Genomic DNA, 16,896 nt, shown 5'->3' on the forward strand with positions numbered 1-16,896 from the left:
ACGGTCACCGGCCGGGTCGGGCGTCGCCACTTGGCCACCTCCTGTGCATTTGCGGTCTCCGACCCGCGATACTAGGGGCGGGCATCGACGACGCCGCGCTCACCGCGCACGGCAGCAGAACAGAACGGGCCGCCAGGCCCTTCCGAGGAGGAACGACAGCGTGACCTACGTCATCGCGCAGCCTTGTGTCGACGTGAAGGACAAGGCGTGCATCGAAGAGTGCCCGGTTGACTGCATCTACGAGGGCGAGCGATCGCTCTACATCCACCCGGATGAGTGTGTCGACTGTGGCGCGTGCGAGCCGGTCTGCCCGGTCGAGGCGATCTTCTACGAGGACGACACTCCGGAGGAGTGGAAGGACTACTACAAGGCGAACGTCGAGTTCTTCGACGACCTGGGCTCGCCCGGCGGCGCCTCGAAGCTCGGCCTGATCGAGCGTGACCACCCGTTCATCGCCGCTCTGCCGCCGCAGAACGCCGACCACTGACGATCGGTGGCACGACAGCTGTGAGCACCAACAGCACGCGCGCGCCGTTCCCGGGCCACCCGGGGGCGGCGCGCCGCGTTTCGGACAGGCTCCCGGTCTTCCCCTGGGACAAGCTGGAGCCGTACAAGGCGACCGCCCTGGCCCACCCGGGCGGGCTCTGCGACTTCTCCGTCGGCACCCCGGTGGACCCGGTCCCCGAGGTGGTCCAGAAGGCGCTGGCCGCCCACACCGACACCCCCGGCTACCCGACCGTCTGGGGCCCGGCGGAGCTGCGCGAGGCGATCGCCGGCTGGCTGCACCGCCGGCTCGGCGCCGGGATCGGCCCGCAGGCCGTGCTCCCGACCGTCGGCTCCAAGGAGCTGGTGGCCTGGCTGCCGACCCAGCTCGGCCTCGGCCCCGGCGACCAGGTCGCCTACCCGCGGCTGGCCTACCCGACCTACGAGGTGGGGGCGCGGCTGTGCGGCGCCGAGCCGGTCGAGTACGACTCGGTGGACGAGCTGGACGGCTCCCGGGTGCGCCTGCTCTGGGTGAACTCGCCGTCCAACCCGACCGGCCGGGTGCTGGGCGCGGACGAGCTGCGCCGGGCCGTCGCGTGGGCCCGGGAGCACGGGGCGCTGCTGGTCAGCGACGAGTGCTACCTGGAGCTGGGCTGGGAGGCCGACCCGGTGTCGGTCCTGCACCCGGACGTCTGCGGCGGCGGCCACGAGGGCCTGCTGGCCGTCCACTCGCTCTCCAAGCGCTCCAACCTGGCCGGCTACCGCGCCTCCTTCGTGGCGGGCGACCCGGTGGTGGTCCGGGAGCTGCTGGAGGTGCGCAAGCACGGCGGCATGATCGTGCCGGCGCCGGTCCAGGCGGCGACGGTGGCCGCGCTCGCCGACGACGCACACGTGGCCGAGCAGCGCGAGCGGTACGCGGCCCGGCGCTCGGCGCTGCGGGCGGCGCTGGAGGCGTACGGCTTCCGGATCGAGCACTCCGAGGCGAGCCTCTACCTGTGGGCGACCCAGGACCGCCCGTGCTGGGAGACCGTGGCCGAACTGGCCGGGCTGGGCATCCTGGTGGCCCCCGGTGACTTCTACGGGCCGGCCGGCGAGCGCTTCGTGCGGGTCGCGTTCACCGCGACCGACGAGCGGGTCGCGGCGGCCGTGGAGCGGCTCGGCGCGGCGCGCTGAGCCGCCCGCCGGGCGGTGCGCACGACGGAGGGGGCCGGTGTCCGGGACACCGGCCCCCTCCGGGGTTCCGCGCGGCGGCAGGGTGGTTACAGCGGCAGGCCGCTGAGGCTCCCGCCGCTGAGGTTGCCGCCGTTGAGGCTGCCCAGCAGGCCGCCGAGCGGGCCGAGCGCGCCGGTGAGGCCGGACAGCGGGCTGTTCGGGCCGAGGTCGGCACCGCCGAGGCGGTTGGCCGACCCGTGCTCGGCCAGGCCGAGCACGTCGGTCGCGGGCAGCTCGGCCGGCAGGGCCTGCTCGACCGAGCCGAGCGGCAGCGCGCGCTGGACGGCGCCGACCGGCAGGGCGCGCTGCACCGCGCCGACCGGCAGGGCGTCGGCGACGGCGGTGCCGCCGGGGACGGCGCCGGTGAGCGTCTCGGCGCCCGGCACGGCCTGGGTGACCGAGCCGGCCTGGGTGAGCCCGCCGAGCGGGCCGGTACCGGCGGTGGCGCTGCGGTTCTCCGCGCTCTTGCCGGTGACGGCCTCGCCGAGCTTGCCGGCCAGGGCCGAGGCGACCTTCGGGGTGACGGAGGAGAGCTGGCCGGCAGTGGCCGCGGTCTCGTCGACCGGGGCGGTCAGCGAGCCGGCCTTCTCGTTGGCCTCGGGCAGCTGCTGGGCGACGATGTTCCCGGCGGCGTCGGCGGAGGCCGGTACGCCGGCGGCGACGGTGGCCGCACCGGTGGTGCCGGCGGCCTGGCCGAGCTGGTGGGTGGTGTGCTGGAGGGTGGAACCGGTGTCGGTGTTGGCCAGCTGGCCCAGCGGTGCCGCGAGGTCGCTCTTGGGCAGCAGGGCGTCCCCGCCCAGGGCGGACGCGGAGCCGGCCGCGGCCAGCGGGACCGCTCCGGCGGCGGCCACGACGAGCGCGGCCTGGGCGATCCGGCGCGTGAGGGGGTGAGACATGGGGCTCCTCGAAGGGGTTCTGGGTCCGTCCCGTCCGCCCAGGGGACCGGGCGTGGACGACCGGGCGGACGACGTTGTTACCGCTTGAGAAGCCAGAAGGTTTCGGCCGATGCAAGGAAACTTCCTGACCGACCATCGGATCGTATGACCACGGCAGGACCGCCCGGCGGGCCGGTCGGACGCCGTCGAACCGGCCCCGGGCAAGGGGAGTGACGGTTCTCCAGGCGGGGTCGCCGGAACGGGCGGCCGGTCCACCGGGGTTGACCGGAATCACCCGATCGGCGGCAACCCGAACAGGAGTGCGTCAGCCCTTGTCGGCCGGGGCCAGGGTGACCTGGACGAGCTTGGTCGAGGTGCCCGAGGTCTGGGTCTGCCAGCCGTCCTCGGACTTCGACTTGCGCCAGATCCTCCCGTCGTAGGCCACCGTCGCGATGCCCAGCTGCTGGGCCTGGGCGACCGCCCAGTGGGCGACCTCCCAGCCGCTCGCCCGCTCGGCGCCCACCCCGCCGTCCGCCCCGGTGTCCGAGGAGGAGGTCAGGGCGGCGGCCGCCGGGTCGGGGGTCAGCGAGACGGCGTTCTCGGCGCCCTTGATGGTCGAGGTGTAGCCGGTCGCCGGGGTCACCGTGCGGCCGAACTCCCGGCGCACCCGGTCGGACAGCACCTGGGCCCGGTCCGGCGCCGCGGCCGGGGCGGCGGTGGCCCCCGGGGTGGCGGGCGCCGAGGCGGAGGCGGAGTCCGCAGGGTCCGGCTTGGCGTAGTCGTGCACCACGCAGGAGAACGAGGCGGGCTCCCGGCCGGCCAGCGCCGAGGTGAGCAGCGTCGCCTTGGTCTCGTGCTTGGCGTACGCCTGCGGGTAGCCGCTCTTCTGCACCGTCTGCGCGGCGTCGGTCAGCGGCATCCGGGTGTAGCCGGGCACCTTGACCAGGCCGTCCAGGAACTTGTTGGTCGCGTACACCGGGTCCGCGATCTGCGCCGGGGTGCCCCAGCCCTGCGACGGCCGCTGCTGGAACAGGCCGATCGAGTCCCGGTCGCCGCCCGCGAGGTTGCGCAGCTTGGACTCCTGCATGGCGGTCGCCAGCGAGATCGTGGTGGCCCGGTCCGGCAGCCCGCGCGAGCGCGCCACCGCGGCGATCGTCGCGGCGTTGGCGGCCTGCGGCAGCTCCAGCGTGCCGCTGCCGGCCGCCGTCTTCACCGAGCACTCCTCGGACACGCCCGGCTTGAAGCCGAACCACCAGATCCCGACCACGGCCAGGCCGGCGACCAGGGCCAGGCCGAGCAGCCCGACGATCACCATCAGCAGGGCGCGCAGCGGCCCGCGGCGGCGAGTGGGCTCCTCTTCGTCGCCCAGCTCCTCGCTGCTCCTTCTCCTGGCCACCGTCGCCCCTCTCGCGCCTGCTCCTTGATCCGACACCGTACCCACTCGGACGGGTGTGCGGCGCCCCCGGTTGCCGCCGCCCGTCCGCGCGCCCCCGGTCCGCCCGGCGGCAACCGGCCGGATCGGGCCGCACCGGGCGGGCCCCGGACTAGGCTGGCGCCATGAGCAGCCCGAATCCGACGCCCCTGGACCTCACTCTCGACGGCGGGACGCTGACCGCCCGGCTCGTCGACTTCCCCTCGGTGAGCGGTGACGAGCAGGCGCTCGCCGACGCTGTCGAGGCCGCGCTGCGCGGCTACCCGCACCTCACCGTGGACCGCCACGGCAACAACGTGGTGGCCCGGACGAACCTGGGCCGGGCCGAGCGCGTCGTCCTGGCCGGCCACCTGGACACCGTGCCGATCGCCGACAACGTCCCCTCCCACGTCGAGGGCGACCTGCTCTACGGCTGCGGCACCTCGGACATGAAGTCCGGCGTGGCCGTCCAGCTGCGCCTGGCCGCCACGCTGCCCGAGCCCAACCGCGACCTCACCTTCGTCTTCTACGACTGCGAGGAGGTGGAGGCCCACCGCAACGGCCTGGGCCACCTCGCCAAGGACCACCCGCAGTGGCTGGCCGGCGACTTCGCGGTGCTGATGGAGCCCAGCGGCGCCATGGTCGAGGGCGGCTGCCAGGGCACCCTGCGGGTGCAGGTGCGGCTCACCGGCGTGCGCGCCCACGCGGCCCGCAGCTGGCTCGGCGACAACGCCATCCACCACGCCGCCGAGGTGCTCTCCCGGCTGGCGCGGTACCAGCCGCGCCGGGTGGAGATCGACGGCCTGGAGTACCGCGAGGGCCTGAACGCGGTCCGGATCGACGGCGGCGTGGCCGGCAACGTGATCCCCGACGAGTGCGTCGTCACGGTCAACTTCCGCTACGCCCCGGACCGCAGCGAGGCGGACGCGGAGAAGCACGTGCGCGAGGTCTTCGAGGGCTTCGAGGTGACCGTCACCGACTTCGCCCCGGGCGCCCTGCCCGGCCTCTCCCAGCCGGCCGCCCGGGCCTTCCTGGAGGCCACCGGCGGCCAGGCCCGGGCCAAGTTCGGCTGGACCGACGTCGCCCGGTTCAGCGCGCTCGGCGTCCCGGCGGTCAACTACGGCCCCGGGGACCCGAACCTGGCGCACAAGCGCGAGGAGCACTGCTCGCTGAGCGCCATCGCCGAGGTCGAGGAGCGGCTGCGCGCCTGGCTGACCAGCTGAGCCGGGCCCGCGCCCGGGGGTCGAACGCCACCTTCCGGATGCCCAACCGACCTTCCCCCGTTGCCTGAAAACGGGGGAGGTCGGGCGTAGGGTTCCGTCATGACAGGCACAGGAGACGAGAAGCACTACGGTCACGGCCCCGAGCAGGTCGGCGCGCCGCGCAAGCGGAAGGCCTGGCCCGAGAAGCAGAAGGGCCCGGTGCTGGTCCGCCGGGACCAGGTCGGCACCAGCACCACGGACCAGCGCCTGCTGGACACCACCGGCCCCACCGACTGGCTGCACACCGACCCGTGGCGGGTCCTGCGGATCACCTCGGAGTTCGTCGAGGGCTTCGGGGCCCTCGCCGAACTCCCGCCCGCGATCAGCGTCTTCGGCTCCGCCCGGACCCCGGCCGACTCGCCCGAGTACCAGGCGGGGGTGGCCATCGGCCGGGCCCTCGCCGAGGCCGGCTACGCGGTGATCACCGGCGGCGGCCCGGGCGCGATGGAGGCCGCCAACCGCGGCGCCTCCGAGGCGGGCGGCCTCAGCGTCGGGCTCGGCATCGAGCTGCCCTTCGAGCAGGGCCTCAACGAGTTCGTCGACCTCGGGCTGAACTTCCGCTACTTCTTCGTCCGCAAGACGATGTTCGTGAAGTACGCCCAGGGCTTCGTGGTGCTGCCCGGCGGCCTCGGCACGCTGGACGAGCTGTTCGAGGCGCTCACCCTGGTGCAGACGAAGAAGGTCACCCGCTTCCCGGTGATCCTCTACGGCAGCGCCTACTGGGGCGGCCTCTACGAGTGGCTGAAGAACACCCTGGTCGCGCAGGGCAAGGCGGCCCCGCACGACCTGGAGCTGTTCCACATCACCGACGAGGTCGACGAGGTGCTGAAGATCCTCGCCGACGCCCGCCGGCCCGCCGACCGGATCTGACGGCCCCGGCCCCTACGCCAGCCCCCGGCGGGCGACCGCCGGGGGGCGGGTGCCCCGGATCGAGGCGACCATGTCCAGCACCTGGCGGGTCTGCGCGACCTGGTGCACCCGGTAGATCCGCGCGCCGAGCCAGGCCGAGACCGCGGTGGTGGCCAGGGTGCCGAGCAGCCGCTCGTTCACCGGCCGGTCCAGGGTCTCGCCGACGAAGTCCTTGTTGGAGAGCGAGACCAGCACCGGGAAGCCGGTCGCGGTCATCTCCGGCAGCCGCCGGGTGGCCTCCAGCGAGTGCCGGGTGTTCTTGCCGAAGTCGTGCCCCGGGTCGATGACCACCGCGTCCCGCCGCACGCCCAGCTCGACCGCGCGCTCGGCCAACCCGACGGTCACCCGCAGGATGTCCGCCATCACGTCCTCGTAGCCCACCCGGTGCGGCCGGGTGCGGGGCTCGGCGCCGCCCGCGTGGGTGCAGACCAGCCCGGCGCCGTACCGGGCGGCCACCTCGGCGAGCTTCGGGTCCACCCCGCCCCAGGCGTCGTTCAGCAGGTCGGCGCCCACCTCGCAGACCGCCTCGCCGACCTCGTGCCGCCAGGTGTCCACGCTGATCACCGCCCCGGGGTGGCGCTTGCGCAGCTCGGCCACGAAGGGCACGGTGCGCCGCAGCTCCTCCTCGACCGTCACCTCGTCGCCCGGCCCGGCCTTCACCCCGCCGATGTCCAGGATGGCCGCGCCCTCGGCGACCGCCCGGTCCGCGGCGGCGAAGGCGGCCTCGTCGGCGAAGGTCGCGCCCCGGTCGAAGAACGAGTCCGGCGTCCGGTTGACGATCGCCATGATCACCAGGTCGTCGTCACCGAATTCCCGCGGTCCCAGGCGCAGTGCCACCGATGTCTCCTCCAGAGCTCCTGCGGGTGCGATGATGGCCCCCGGCCTCACTAGGGGACCATGCTGTCATGATCAGTGTGGTTGCCTGCCACCACATAGCGGACCGGCCGGGAGTTCGGGAGGACAGCTCGTGTTCTGGGTGATCGTGGTCGCCATGGCCGTGGTGGTCGGCGGTGCCGCCCTGGTGGCGCTCGGCGGGGGCGGCTCGATGCCGGAAGCGGCACCGGACCGGCTCTCCGCGCGGCTGCCGCAGGACCGCCCGCTCGGCAAGGCGGACGTGGACGAGCTGCGCCTGCCGATGGCGCTGCGCGGCTACCGGATGGACGAGGTGGACGACGTCCTGGACCGCCTCGGCGCCGAACTCGCCTACCGCGACGCGCGGATCGCCGAGCTGGAGGCCGCGGCCCACCTGCGCGGCGCCGTCGAGGCGACCGCGGCCCCCGACCCGGGGGCCGAACCGCTGCCCGGCCTGGAGCAGTTCGCCCGGGTGGTCGAGCCCGCCGCGGCGCTCGTCGAGCAGCCGGCCGGCGGGCAGGCCCCGCAGGACGCCAAGCCGGGGCCGGAGGCGTGACGGACGCGGCCGGGGGCGCGGTGCTCGGGGCCGACGGCCTGCTGCGCTGCGGCTGGGGCGACTCCACCGACGACTACCGGGTCTACCACGACACCGAGTGGGGCCGGCCGGTGCACGGCGACGACGCCCTGTTCGAGCGGGTCTGCCTGGAGGCGTTCCAGTCCGGGCTGTCCTGGCTGACCATCCTGCGCCGCCGGGAGGGCTTCCGGGCCGCCTTCGCGGGCTTCGAGATCGCGAAGGTCGCCGCGTTCGACGAGGCCGACGAGGAGCGGCTGCTCGCCGACGCCGGCATCATCCGCAACCGGGCCAAGATCGCGGCGGCCATCGCCAACGCGCGGGTCGCCCGCGACCTGGAGGGCGGCCTGGACGCGCTGGTCTGGCGGTTCGCCCCCGAACCCGGCCGGCCGGCCCCCCGCACGCTGGGCGAGGTGCCGGCCGTCACGCCGGAGTCGACGGCGCTGGCGAAGGCACTGAAGAAGGCGGGCTTCCGCTTCGTCGGCCCGACCACCGCCTACGCCCTGATGCAGGCCTGCGGGCTGGTCGACGACCACCTGGCGGACTGCCACGTCCGCACCCGCGCCGGGGGCTGAGGGCGGCTTCAGCGCCCCAGGTACGTCGGCTTCTCCTTGGCGACGAAGGCGCGCACCGCGATCCGGTGGTCCTCGCTCTCGCCCGCCAGCGTCTGCAACTCGTCCTCCTTGTCGAGGAGTTCGTCCAGCGAGTGGGAGGCGCCGTAGGCCAGCGACTCCTTGATGGCGCCGTAGGCGACGGTCGGGCCCTCGGCCAGCTCCCGGGCGAAGGCCCGGGCGGCGGCGGCGAGCTCCCCGGCCGGCACCACCCGGGTGGCCAGGCCCAGCTCCGCCGCCTCGGCGGCCTTGACCGTCCGGGGCAGCATCAGCAGCTCGGTGGCCCTGGCGTGGCCGACCAGCCGGGGCAGCGTCCAGGAGGCGCCCGAGTCGGCCGTCAACGCGATCCCGGCGAAGGCGGTGTTGAAGCCGGCCCGGTCGGACAGCACCCGGAAGTCGCAGGCGAAGGCGAGCGAGGCGCCGGCGCCGGCCGCCACCCCGCCGACCGCGGCGACGGTCGGCTTGCGCATCCCGGCCAGCGCCCGCACCAGCGGGTTGTAGTGCTCGGCGACGGTCCGCAGGGCGCCCTCGCCGGTCTCCTCGGCGCGCTTCAGCACGGCCAGGTGCTCGTTGAGGTCCTGCCCGACGCAGAACGCCCGCTCGCCCGCCCCGGTCAGCAGCACGGCCCGCACCGCCGGGTCCGCGGCCGCGGCGGCCACGGCGTCACGCAGGGCGATCTTGGTGGCGACGTCGAGCGCGTTCATCGCCTCCGGGCGGTTGATGGTGATGACGGCCAGGCCGCCGTCCAGCTCGTACAGCACGGAATCGGACATGGGTGAGGGCTCCCGGGGTCGAGGCGGTGTCGGTCGTGTGTGTCAGGATGCCGGAGCACGCGGGGGCCTGGGGAGTGTGAGGTATCGCACCTTCCCGCCGTGTCCGTACCACCGCCACGCCGGGGCTTGTGAAGCGGTTTGCGGCGGTTGGGGGTGGTCCGGCCGTGGTTGCACCGAGAGTGATGTTGGTCATCAGCCCGTGGCATGCGGGATAATGGCTTCCGATCAATGCGTTCGATACCGGCGGTGGACGGACTGCCGGTGCGTAGCTGAGCGGTTGCAGGAAGGGGAACGAGCATGGCGGCCATGAAGCCGCGGACGGGTGACGGCCCGCTCGAAGTCACCAAAGAGGGGCGGGGCATCATCATGCGCGTTCCGCTCGAAGGCGGCGGACGCCTTGTGGTGGAGCTCACGCCTGACGAGGCCGAGGCCCTCGGCGAGGCCCTGAAGAAGGCCTGCGGCTGACCGCAGCAGGTGCCCGCCATCTCCTGGAGATGTGCTGTCGGGCCCGGGTACGACGTCATGTCGGCCCGGGTCCGCGCGTTTTCCCGCCCCTGACGCCCCGGGGTGCGGCCGGGGTCAGCGCTTGACCGCGCAGAGCAGCCCGTCCGACACCGGCAGCAGCGCCGGCAGCAGGGCCTCGCTCTCCCGTACGTCCCGCACCAGGTCCCGGACCGCGCCGGTCTGCGGGTCCTGGAGCTCCGGCTCGGCCAGCCGCCCCTCCTGGAAGACGCCCTCGAAGCAGACCATCCCGCCCGGGCGCAGCAGCCGCAGGGCCTCGCTCAGGTACTCGCAGGACTCGGCCGGATCGCCGTCGCAGAACACCAGGTCGTACTGGCCGTCGGCGAGCCGCGGCAGCACCTCCAGTGCCCGGCCCGGTATGAACCGGGAGCGGTTGGCCGCGAACCCGGCCGCCTGGTACGCCTCGCGGGCCAGCTGCTGGCGCACCGGCTCCGAGTCCACCGTGGTGAGCACGCCGTCCGGCCGCATCCCGCGCAGCAGGTAGACCCCGGAGACCCCGGTACCGGTGCCGATCTCGGCCACCGCCTTGGCGTCCAGTGCGGCGGCCAGCAGCCGCAGGCAGGCCCCGCCGCTCGGACCGATGGCCCGTATCCCGGTCCGCGCGGACTGCGCCCGGGCGTAGGTGAGCACCGCGTCCTCGCCCACGTAGGTGTCGGCGAGGGCCGCGCGCGCGGGCCCGAACTCGCTGATGGCTGCCTCTTCCGGAGCCCCGGGTGGCGGCCCGGTGCCGAAGGATGTCGATATTTCCTGGCACAGATTACTGGCCGACCGGGAACCGCGTACGGCGGCGGGCCGTTGTCAGGTCGGACCGGGTGCGCAGGACCTCCCGGGCACTTTTATCCGGGCTTGACGGGTGAGGTGGATATGGTGGTGGCCCTGCTGGGCAGAAGAGCCGACCGAGGAGGTGTGGCCGAGGGCGACGTCCCTGTGCGGCGGCACTTCCGCGGCACCGCGTCGGCCCGTACGCCGAAGCCCGTGATGAACCAGCCTGCGCACTCCGACCTGGACCAGCCCGTGGCCGCGACGCCGGCCGGCGGCGCCACCGAGGCCCCCGCCCTCGCGACCTTCACCGAGGGTCCCGACGCGCAGACCTGGACTCCGCCCACCTGGGAGGAGATCGTCGAGGCGCACAGCGCCCGCGTCTACCGGCTCGCCTACCGCCTGACGGGCAACCAGCACGACGCCGAGGACCTCACCCAGGAGGTCTTCGTCCGGGTGTTCCGTTCGCTGTCCACCTACACCCCCGGCACGTTCGAGGGCTGGCTGCACCGGATCACCACCAACCTCTTCCTGGACATGGTCCGCCGCCGCCAGCGCATCCGCTTCGACGCGCTCGGCGAGGACGCGGCCGAGCGGCTGGCCTCCCGCGAGCCCAGCCCGGCCCAGCACTTCAGCGACACCCACTTCGACGCCGACGTGCAGCACGCCCTGGACACCCTCGCGCCGGAGTTCCGCGCCGCCGTGGTGCTCTGCGACATCGAGGGCCTGTCCTACGAGGAGATCGCCGCGACGCTGGGCGTCAAGCTCGGCACCGTCCGCAGCCGCATCCACCGCGGCCGCTCGCACCTGCGCGCCGCGCTCAAGCACCGCGCCCCCGGCTCGGCCCCCGGCCGTGAGCGCCGCGGCGGCTCGGAGGAGCCGGTGCCGGTCGGCGTCGGCGCGGTCGAGGCGGCGGTCGCGCCCGGTGGGCGCGGACGGAGGCGGTCGTGAGCGGAACCAGCCGGTCCGGTTCGGGCCGGTCGGACGCCTCCGACCGGTCCCCGAACCGACGGGGCTGGGCGCGGCCCGGCCGTCGCGGCGGCGACGAGGCCGGTGAGCCCCCCGTGGCGCTGCCCGCGGACACGGCGCTGCACGCGCTGCCCGTCCGCCCCGCCGCCCCCGCCGACGACCACCACCTCGGCGAGCGCCTCTCCGCCTTCCTGGACGGCGAACTCGGCCACGACTCGCGCGACCGCGTCCAGGCCCACCTGGCGACCTGCCCGCAGTGCCTCGCCGAGGCCGACGAGGGCCGCGCCGTCAAGCACATGCTGACCCGCACCGGCACCCCCGGCCCCTCCTCCGCGCTGATGGCCCGCCTGATGGCCGTCGGCGCCCTCCCCGAGGACGCCCCGGCGGACGCCGGCCGGGCGGCCGCGCGCGGCCGCCGCGACGACGATGACGACCTGCCCGGCGGCGGGGTCGCCGCCACCGGCACGCTCGGCGGCAGCCGGCTCGACGGCGGCTCCTTCGGCCGCGGCGCCGGGGCCTCCTTCGGCGCCGGCGCGCTCGGCGCCGACACCCCGCTGCCCGGGGTCGACCCGCGTGCCTTCGGGCGCGGCGCGGTGCTGCGCCCGCTGATGGGCCGCCGCACGGCCCGCCCCGAGGCCGCTGCCGCCGGTCCGCAGGCCGCCGCGCTGCGCCCGGCCGCCCGCGGCCGCCGGCTGGTGTTCGCCGCCGCGGGCGCCTTCTCCGTCGCCGCGGTGACGCTCGGCGGCGTCGGCGGGCTCAGCACCCAGGGCGAGGAGCGCCACGGCACCACCGTCAGCCCGCCCGGCGGCGGGCGCGGCGCCCTCGTCCCGTCGACGGCCCCGCTCCCGGTGGACTTCGCCGGCCGCCCGGTCGCGGCGACCCGCGACGCGACCCCGCCGGGCTACCCGGGGGGCTTCGCCGCCCTGCGCCAGCAGATCCGCTAGAGCGGCTCTCGACGGACCCGGGGAGCGCGCTCGATCCCCCGTCCGGACGGCCTCGGCCACCGGTAGGTCTTTACCACGGCTTCATCCCAGCGTGGACCAGGGACTCGCCGGTGGCCATTACCCTGATAGGAACCGTCGTCCGACGAGCTAGGGAGCAAAGGTGTTCAGCGACGTAGGTGGGCTGGAGCTCCTGACCCTCGTGGTGATGGCGATCATCATCTTCGGCCCGGACAAGCTGCCGAAGCTGATCCAGGACACCATGGGCTTCATCCGCAAGCTCCGCTCCTTCGCCGACACCGCGAAGGAGGACATCCGCAGCGAGCTGGGCCCGGACTTCCAGGACTTCGAGTTCGAGGACCTGAACCCCAAGACCTTCGTCCGCAAGCAGCTCATGGGCGGCGAGGAGGACCCGCTGGGCCTCAAGGAGATGAAGGACTCGCTGGACATCCGCTCCGTCCTGGACGACAAGCCCGCCGCGCCGGTGAACGGCCGCAGCGGCAGCGTCAGCTTCGAGAAGGCGGCGCCCGCCCCGGCCGGCCCCCCGCTGGCGCCCGGCGAGCGGCCCCCGTTCGACCCCGACGCCACCTGATCCGCACCGCGTCCGGCGCTCCGGCGCCGCGCCACCGCCCCGCCCGGCCACCCGGCTGAGCGGGGCGGTGGCGTGTGCGCCGCTATTGTGCTGATTGTTCCCGCTGAGCCGTCCGTCACACCGCGCCCCGTCGCGGACCAGGAACGGCCCCCGGGAGCGCCGCGGTACGCCACCATGGGAGCGCGCCACGGCAGGCAAACGTGTGTTTGAGGAGGCCCGGGGATGGACGCGACGAGTCAGGCGGGAGGGGCGACGGCCACGGCCGGCGCCCCGGTGGTCGGCGGACAGGCCGGCCCGGCGGACCCGCTGGTGCCCTACCTGTCCGCCGACTTCCCCTGGTACGGGCTGGACGAGGGCTGGACCGGCCGCCGCTTCCTGGTGCAGGCCGGCGCCGGCCCGCGCACCGCGGGCAGCGTCGACTACGGCTCGCTCGGCCACGGCGAGGAGCCGGCCCAGCGGTACGAGCCGCGCGACGTGCGGAAGTTCGCCGTCGTGGTCACCGTGGCCCGCCGGGACAGCCGGCGCAGCGCCGACAACACCGGCACCCTGGAGGCGACCTCCGCCTCCTCCGCGGCCTGGCTGGCCGGCTCCGGCCTGCTCGCCGCGACCTGGCCCGGCCAGCTGGACCGGGCGCTGCGCCAGGACTGGCTGGACCAGCAGAGCAGCCTCGCCTGGGACCTCGCCGACGACCTGGCCGGGCCCGGCTGGTCCACCCTCAGCCTGCCGGTCAACGGCCTGCCGCAGCCCTTCCGCTACCGCGAGTCCGAGTACGGCTGGGTGCTGGCCGGCGAGGCCCCCGGCGTCCTGCTCGGCGCCTACGGGCGGGGCGTCAGCGCGTACGGCATCGGCTTCTCCACCGTCCCGGACCTGGCCGCCTACACCCGGCCCTAGGCCCCCGGCGGTACGGCGGAGGGCCGGGTGGCCCGGCCACCCGGCCCTCCGTCAGGAACCGCCCGGGACCGCGCGTCCCGGCGTCAGAACTTGTTCCTGGGCGTCAGCCCCAGCGACATCCCGGACAGCCCGCGCTGGCGGCCGCCGAGCTTGCCGGCCACCGCGCGCAGGGCGGCGCCGGCCGGGGAGTCGGGCGCGGCGAGCACGACCGGGCGGCCGTCGTCGCCGCCCTCGCGCAGCCGCACGTCGATCGGGATCGAGCCGAGCACCGGGACTGTGGCGCCGACGGTGCGGGTGAGCGCCTCCGCGACGGTCCGGCCGCCGCCGGTGCCGAAGACGTCGATCATCTCGTCGCAGTGCGGGCACGGCATGCCGGACATGTTCTCGATCACGCCGACGATCTTCTGGTGGGTCTGCACCGCGATGGTGCCGGCCCGCTCGGCCACCTCGGCGGCGGCCATCTGCGGGGTGGTGACGATCAGGATCTCCGCGTTGGGGACGAGCTGGGCCACCGAGATCGCGATGTCGCCGGTGCCCGGCGGCAGGTCCAGCAGCAGCACGTCCAGGTCGCCCCAGTAGACGTCGGCGAGGAACTGCTGGAGGGCGCGGTGCAGCATCGGGCCGCGCCAGACCACCGGGGCGTTGCCCGGGGTGAACATGCCGATCGAGATGACCTTCACGCCGTTCGCCTGCGGCGGCATGATCATGTCCTGGACCTGGGTCGGCCGGCCCTCGACGCCCAGCATGCGCGGCACGCTGTGGCCGTAGATGTCGGCGTCGACCACGGCGACCTTCAGCCCGTCGGCGGCCATCGCGGCGGCCAGGTTGACGGTCACCGAGGACTTGCCGACGCCGCCCTTGCCGGAGGCCACGGCGTAGACCCGGGTGAGGGTGCCCGGCTTGGCGAACGGGATCTCCCGCTCGGGGGCGCCGCCGCGCAGCAGCTGGGAGAGCTCCTTGCGCTGCTCGTCGCTCATCACGTCGAGCTCGACCTCGACGGCGGTCACGCCGGGGACCTTCCCGACCGCCTCGCGCACCCGGGTGACGATGGTGTCGCGCATCGGGCAGCCGGAGACCGTCAGATAGACCGCGACGTGCACCGCGCCGCCCTCGGCGATCCCGACCGATTTCACCATGCCGATCTCGGTGATCGGGCGGTTGATCTCCGGGTCGTTGACGGTCGCCAGCGCCTGGCGTACGGACTCCTCCGTGACGCCGGCCGCGACCTCTGTCTCGTTGGCCATGCCTTGATGGTACGGCGCCCGGCGGGGCCCTTGACCGGTCGGTGGTATGCCGCGGGTCACAGCGGTTCGGGGGCCTCCCGGCGCTCGTCGATCTCCTTGAGCAGGGCCTGGAGTTCGGAGCGGATGAAGTCGCGCGTGGCGACCTCGCCGAGCCCGTGCCGCAGGGCCGCGACCTCGCGGGTCAGGTACTCGGTGTCGGCGATGTTGCGGTCGCTGCGGGCCCGGTCCTGCTCCATGTTGACCCGGTCCCGGTTGTCCTGGCGGTTCTGCGCCAGCAGGATCAGCGGGGCCGCGTACGAGGCCTGGAGGGACAGTGCCAGGGTCAGGAAGATGAAGGGGTACTCGTCGAAGCGCACGCTCGCCGGCAGCAGGGTGTTCCAGGCTATCCAGACGACGACCACGACCGTCATCCAGACGATGAACCGCCCGGTGCCGAGGAAGCGGGCGATCCGCTCGGACAGGACGCCGAAGGCCTCCGGGTCGTAGGAGGGGAGCGAGAGCAGGCCGGGCCGCGCGGTGCGGGGCTGGTCGAGCCGGGTGCGGCCGGTGCCGGTGATCGGCGCCGTCTCGGCGCGCCGGTCCCGGGCGCCCTCGCGGGCGCGCAGCTCGCGCAGCTGACGCAGCTGGCGCAGCTCGCCCTGGAGGCGCCGGCGCGCGGAGTCGTCCGGCCGTCCGCTGCGGTCACCGTCCATCGGTCGCTCCTTCCCTCTCGTCGTCGCGGTCCTCGTCGTGGGCGTGCAGGGCGGCGTCGCGCCAGTCGTCCGGCAGCAGGTGGTCGAGCACGTCGTCGACGGTCACCGCGCCGAGCAGGTGGTCCGCCTCGTCCACGACCGGCGCGGCGACCAGGTTGTACGTGGCCAGGTAGCTGGTGATCAGCGACAGCGGGGTGTCCGGCGGCAGCGGGTCCAGGTCGTCGTCCACCAGCGAGCCGACCAGGACGTACGGGGGCTCGCGCAGCAGCCGCTGGAAGTGCACGGTGCCCAGGTAGCGCCCGGTCGGGGTCTCGTTGGGCGGGCGGCAGACGAAGACCTGCGCGGCCAGCGCGGGCTTGTGGTCGCTGACCCGGACCCTGGCCAGCGCCTCGGCGACCGTCGCGTCCGGCTCCAGCACGATCGGCTCGGTGGTCATCAGGCCGCCGGCGGTGTCCTCCTCGTACGTCAGCAGGCGGCGCACCGGCGCGGCCTCGTCCGGCTCCATCAGCTGGAGCAGCCGCTCGGCCTCCTCGCCGGGCAGCTCGGAGAGCAGGTCGGCGGCGTCGTCCGGGTCCATCGCCTCCAGGACGTCGGCGGCGCGCTCCTCCTGGAGCTTGCCGATGATCTCGACCTGGTCGTCCTCGGGCAGCTCCTCCAGGACGTCGGCCAGCCGCTCGTCGTCGAGGGCGGCGGCCACCTCGGCCCGGCGCTTGGCGGACAGGTGGTGCAGCACGCTGGCGAGGTCGGCGGGGCGCAGCTGCTCGAAGGTGGCGAGCAGGTTCGCGGCACCCTGGTCCTGCTCGGGCAGCGAGAAGCCGGTGACGTCCTGCCAGTCCAGGGTGAGCCGCTCGCCCTTGCCCTTGCGCAGCCGGCCGGCCCGGCCGACCTGGACGAAGACCTTGCTGACCTCCCACTCGCGCAGCCGGGTCTGCACCATGCCGACGTCCAGCACGGTGACCTCCTCACCGGTCTTGGACCAGGTGACGGTGCGGTCCAGCAGTTCGGCGAGCACCAGGGTCTCGGAGGGGCGCTGCTCGAAGCGGCGCAGGTTGATCACGCCGGTGGTGAGCACCTGGCCGGACTCCAGGCTGGTCACCCGGGTCATCGGCAGGAAGATCCGGCGCCGGCCGACCACCTCGACGACCAGGCCGAGCACGCGCGGCGGGCGGCCGCCGAGCCGCAGCGACACGACCACGTCCCGGACCCGACCGACCTGGTCGCCGTTCGGGTCGAAGACCGCGATCGCCGACAGGTGGGAGATGAAGACCCGGGTTCCTGGTCCTGCCATGGACTCCCTCGACTCGCTCGACGCCGTACCGGATGCGCC

General features: G+C 74.5%; 19 protein-coding genes. 11 read left to right on the forward strand and 8 right to left on the reverse strand.

Going from position 1 to position 16,896, the window contains the following annotated elements; all coding sequences use genetic code 11:
* Positions 1-160: 160 nt before the first annotated feature.
* Positions 161-487 carry a ferredoxin gene (gene fdxA / locus ACH5AR_RS25445; protein WP_030061559.1) on the forward strand — a complete coding sequence of 109 codons (327 nt, stop codon included), beginning with the start codon at positions 161-163 and terminating at the stop codon, positions 485-487.
* A gap of 20 nt (positions 488-507) precedes the next feature.
* Positions 508-1,656, forward strand: a complete 1,149-nt coding sequence (gene dapC / locus ACH5AR_RS25450) for a succinyldiaminopimelate transaminase (RefSeq protein ID WP_396303813.1) — start codon at positions 508-510, stop codon at positions 1,654-1,656.
* 86 nt (positions 1,657-1,742) lie between these two features.
* Here dapC and ACH5AR_RS25455 read toward each other — a convergent pair whose 3' ends face one another.
* Positions 1,743-2,591 carry a hypothetical protein gene (locus ACH5AR_RS25455; RefSeq protein ID WP_396303814.1) on the reverse strand — a complete coding sequence of 283 codons (849 nt, stop codon included), beginning with the start codon at positions 2,589-2,591 and terminating at the stop codon, positions 1,743-1,745.
* Positions 2,592-2,895: 304 nt separating this feature from the next.
* The gene (locus tag ACH5AR_RS25460) at positions 2,896-3,966 is read right to left on the reverse strand and encodes a hypothetical protein (RefSeq protein ID WP_396303815.1); all 1,071 of its coding nucleotides are present in this window, start codon (positions 3,964-3,966) and stop codon (positions 2,896-2,898) included.
* A gap of 161 nt (positions 3,967-4,127) precedes the next feature.
* Here ACH5AR_RS25460 and dapE point away from each other — a divergent pair, with 161 nt between their 5' ends.
* Both dapE and ACH5AR_RS25470 read left to right on the forward strand, forming a co-directional pair.
* Positions 4,128-5,204 carry a succinyl-diaminopimelate desuccinylase gene (dapE, locus tag ACH5AR_RS25465; RefSeq protein WP_396303816.1) on the forward strand — a complete coding sequence of 359 codons (1,077 nt, stop codon included), beginning with the start codon at positions 4,128-4,130 and terminating at the stop codon, positions 5,202-5,204.
* Positions 5,205-5,303: 99 nt separating this feature from the next.
* The gene (locus ACH5AR_RS25470) at positions 5,304-6,113 is read left to right on the forward strand and encodes a TIGR00730 family Rossman fold protein (RefSeq protein ID WP_396303817.1); all 810 of its coding nucleotides are present in this window, start codon (positions 5,304-5,306) and stop codon (positions 6,111-6,113) included.
* Positions 6,114-6,125: 12 nt separating this feature from the next.
* On the opposite strand, the gene folP is transcribed toward ACH5AR_RS25470, so the two are convergent.
* Positions 6,126-6,938 (reverse strand): dihydropteroate synthase, encoded by an 813-nt coding sequence (gene folP / locus ACH5AR_RS25475; RefSeq protein WP_396303913.1) that lies wholly within the window; start codon positions 6,936-6,938, stop codon positions 6,126-6,128.
* Positions 6,939-7,119: 181 nt separating this feature from the next.
* On the opposite strand from folP, the gene ACH5AR_RS25480 reads away from it, so the two are divergent.
* Together ACH5AR_RS25480 and ACH5AR_RS25485 are read left to right on the forward strand one after the other, a co-directional pair.
* Positions 7,120-7,560, forward strand: coding sequence for a DivIVA domain-containing protein (locus ACH5AR_RS25480; protein ID WP_396303818.1), 441 nt, complete (start codon positions 7,120-7,122; stop codon positions 7,558-7,560).
* Positions 7,557-8,150 (forward strand): DNA-3-methyladenine glycosylase I, encoded by a 594-nt coding sequence (locus ACH5AR_RS25485; RefSeq protein ID WP_396303819.1) that lies wholly within the window; start codon positions 7,557-7,559, stop codon positions 8,148-8,150. Before ACH5AR_RS25480 ends, ACH5AR_RS25485 begins: the two co-directional genes overlap by 4 nt.
* Before the next feature lie 8 nt (positions 8,151-8,158).
* Here ACH5AR_RS25485 and ACH5AR_RS25490 read toward each other — a convergent pair whose 3' ends face one another.
* A complete protein-coding gene (locus ACH5AR_RS25490; RefSeq protein WP_396303820.1) occupies positions 8,159-8,959 on the reverse strand; it encodes an enoyl-CoA hydratase-related protein in 801 nt (266 codons plus the stop codon).
* A 297-nt stretch (positions 8,960-9,256) separates the two neighbouring features.
* Here ACH5AR_RS25490 and ACH5AR_RS25495 point away from each other — a divergent pair, with 297 nt between their 5' ends.
* Positions 9,257-9,424: a DUF3117 domain-containing protein gene (locus ACH5AR_RS25495; protein ID WP_380552276.1), complete on the forward strand. Its 168-nt coding sequence runs from the start codon at positions 9,257-9,259 to the stop codon at positions 9,422-9,424.
* 114 nt (positions 9,425-9,538) lie between these two features.
* Here the strand turns inward: ACH5AR_RS25495 and ACH5AR_RS25500 are convergent, their stop codons facing one another.
* The gene (locus ACH5AR_RS25500; protein WP_396303914.1) at positions 9,539-10,171 is read right to left on the reverse strand and encodes an O-methyltransferase; all 633 of its coding nucleotides are present in this window, start codon (positions 10,169-10,171) and stop codon (positions 9,539-9,541) included.
* A gap of 288 nt (positions 10,172-10,459) precedes the next feature.
* Here ACH5AR_RS25500 and sigE point away from each other — a divergent pair, with 288 nt between their 5' ends.
* From sigE to ACH5AR_RS25520, 4 genes are all read left to right on the forward strand, one after another.
* Positions 10,460-11,191: an RNA polymerase sigma factor SigE gene (sigE, locus tag ACH5AR_RS25505; RefSeq protein WP_396303915.1), complete on the forward strand. Its 732-nt coding sequence runs from the start codon at positions 10,460-10,462 to the stop codon at positions 11,189-11,191.
* A 113-nt stretch (positions 11,192-11,304) separates the two neighbouring features.
* Entirely contained in the window at positions 11,305-12,153 is an 849-nt protein-coding gene (locus ACH5AR_RS25510) for a zf-HC2 domain-containing protein (protein ID WP_396303821.1), read from the forward strand.
* A 160-nt stretch (positions 12,154-12,313) separates the two neighbouring features.
* On the forward strand, positions 12,314-12,742 hold the full coding sequence (locus ACH5AR_RS25515; RefSeq protein ID WP_396303822.1) for a sec-independent translocase: 429 nt from the start codon (positions 12,314-12,316) through the stop codon (positions 12,740-12,742).
* 222 nt (positions 12,743-12,964) lie between these two features.
* Entirely contained in the window at positions 12,965-13,633 is a 669-nt protein-coding gene (locus ACH5AR_RS25520) for a hypothetical protein (protein WP_396303823.1), read from the forward strand.
* An 83-nt stretch (positions 13,634-13,716) separates the two neighbouring features.
* Here ACH5AR_RS25520 and ACH5AR_RS25525 read toward each other — a convergent pair whose 3' ends face one another.
* The 3 genes from ACH5AR_RS25525 to ACH5AR_RS25535 are packed head-to-tail and all read right to left on the reverse strand — an operon-like array spanning position 13,717 to position 16,857.
* Positions 13,717-14,877 carry an Mrp/NBP35 family ATP-binding protein gene (locus tag ACH5AR_RS25525; RefSeq protein WP_396303824.1) on the reverse strand — a complete coding sequence of 387 codons (1,161 nt, stop codon included), beginning with the start codon at positions 14,875-14,877 and terminating at the stop codon, positions 13,717-13,719.
* A 56-nt stretch (positions 14,878-14,933) separates the two neighbouring features.
* Entirely contained in the window at positions 14,934-15,569 is a 636-nt protein-coding gene (locus ACH5AR_RS25530; protein ID WP_396303825.1) for a DUF1003 domain-containing protein, read from the reverse strand.
* A complete protein-coding gene (locus tag ACH5AR_RS25535) occupies positions 15,559-16,857 on the reverse strand; it encodes a magnesium transporter MgtE N-terminal domain-containing protein (RefSeq protein WP_396303826.1) in 1,299 nt (432 codons plus the stop codon). The genes ACH5AR_RS25530 and ACH5AR_RS25535 overlap by 11 nt, the downstream gene beginning before the upstream one ends.
* Positions 16,858-16,896: the final 39 nt, after the last annotated feature.

Source organism: Kitasatospora sp. NPDC018619 (assembly GCF_044391605.1).
Lineage (GTDB): Bacteria > Actinomycetota > Actinomycetes > Streptomycetales > Streptomycetaceae > Kitasatospora.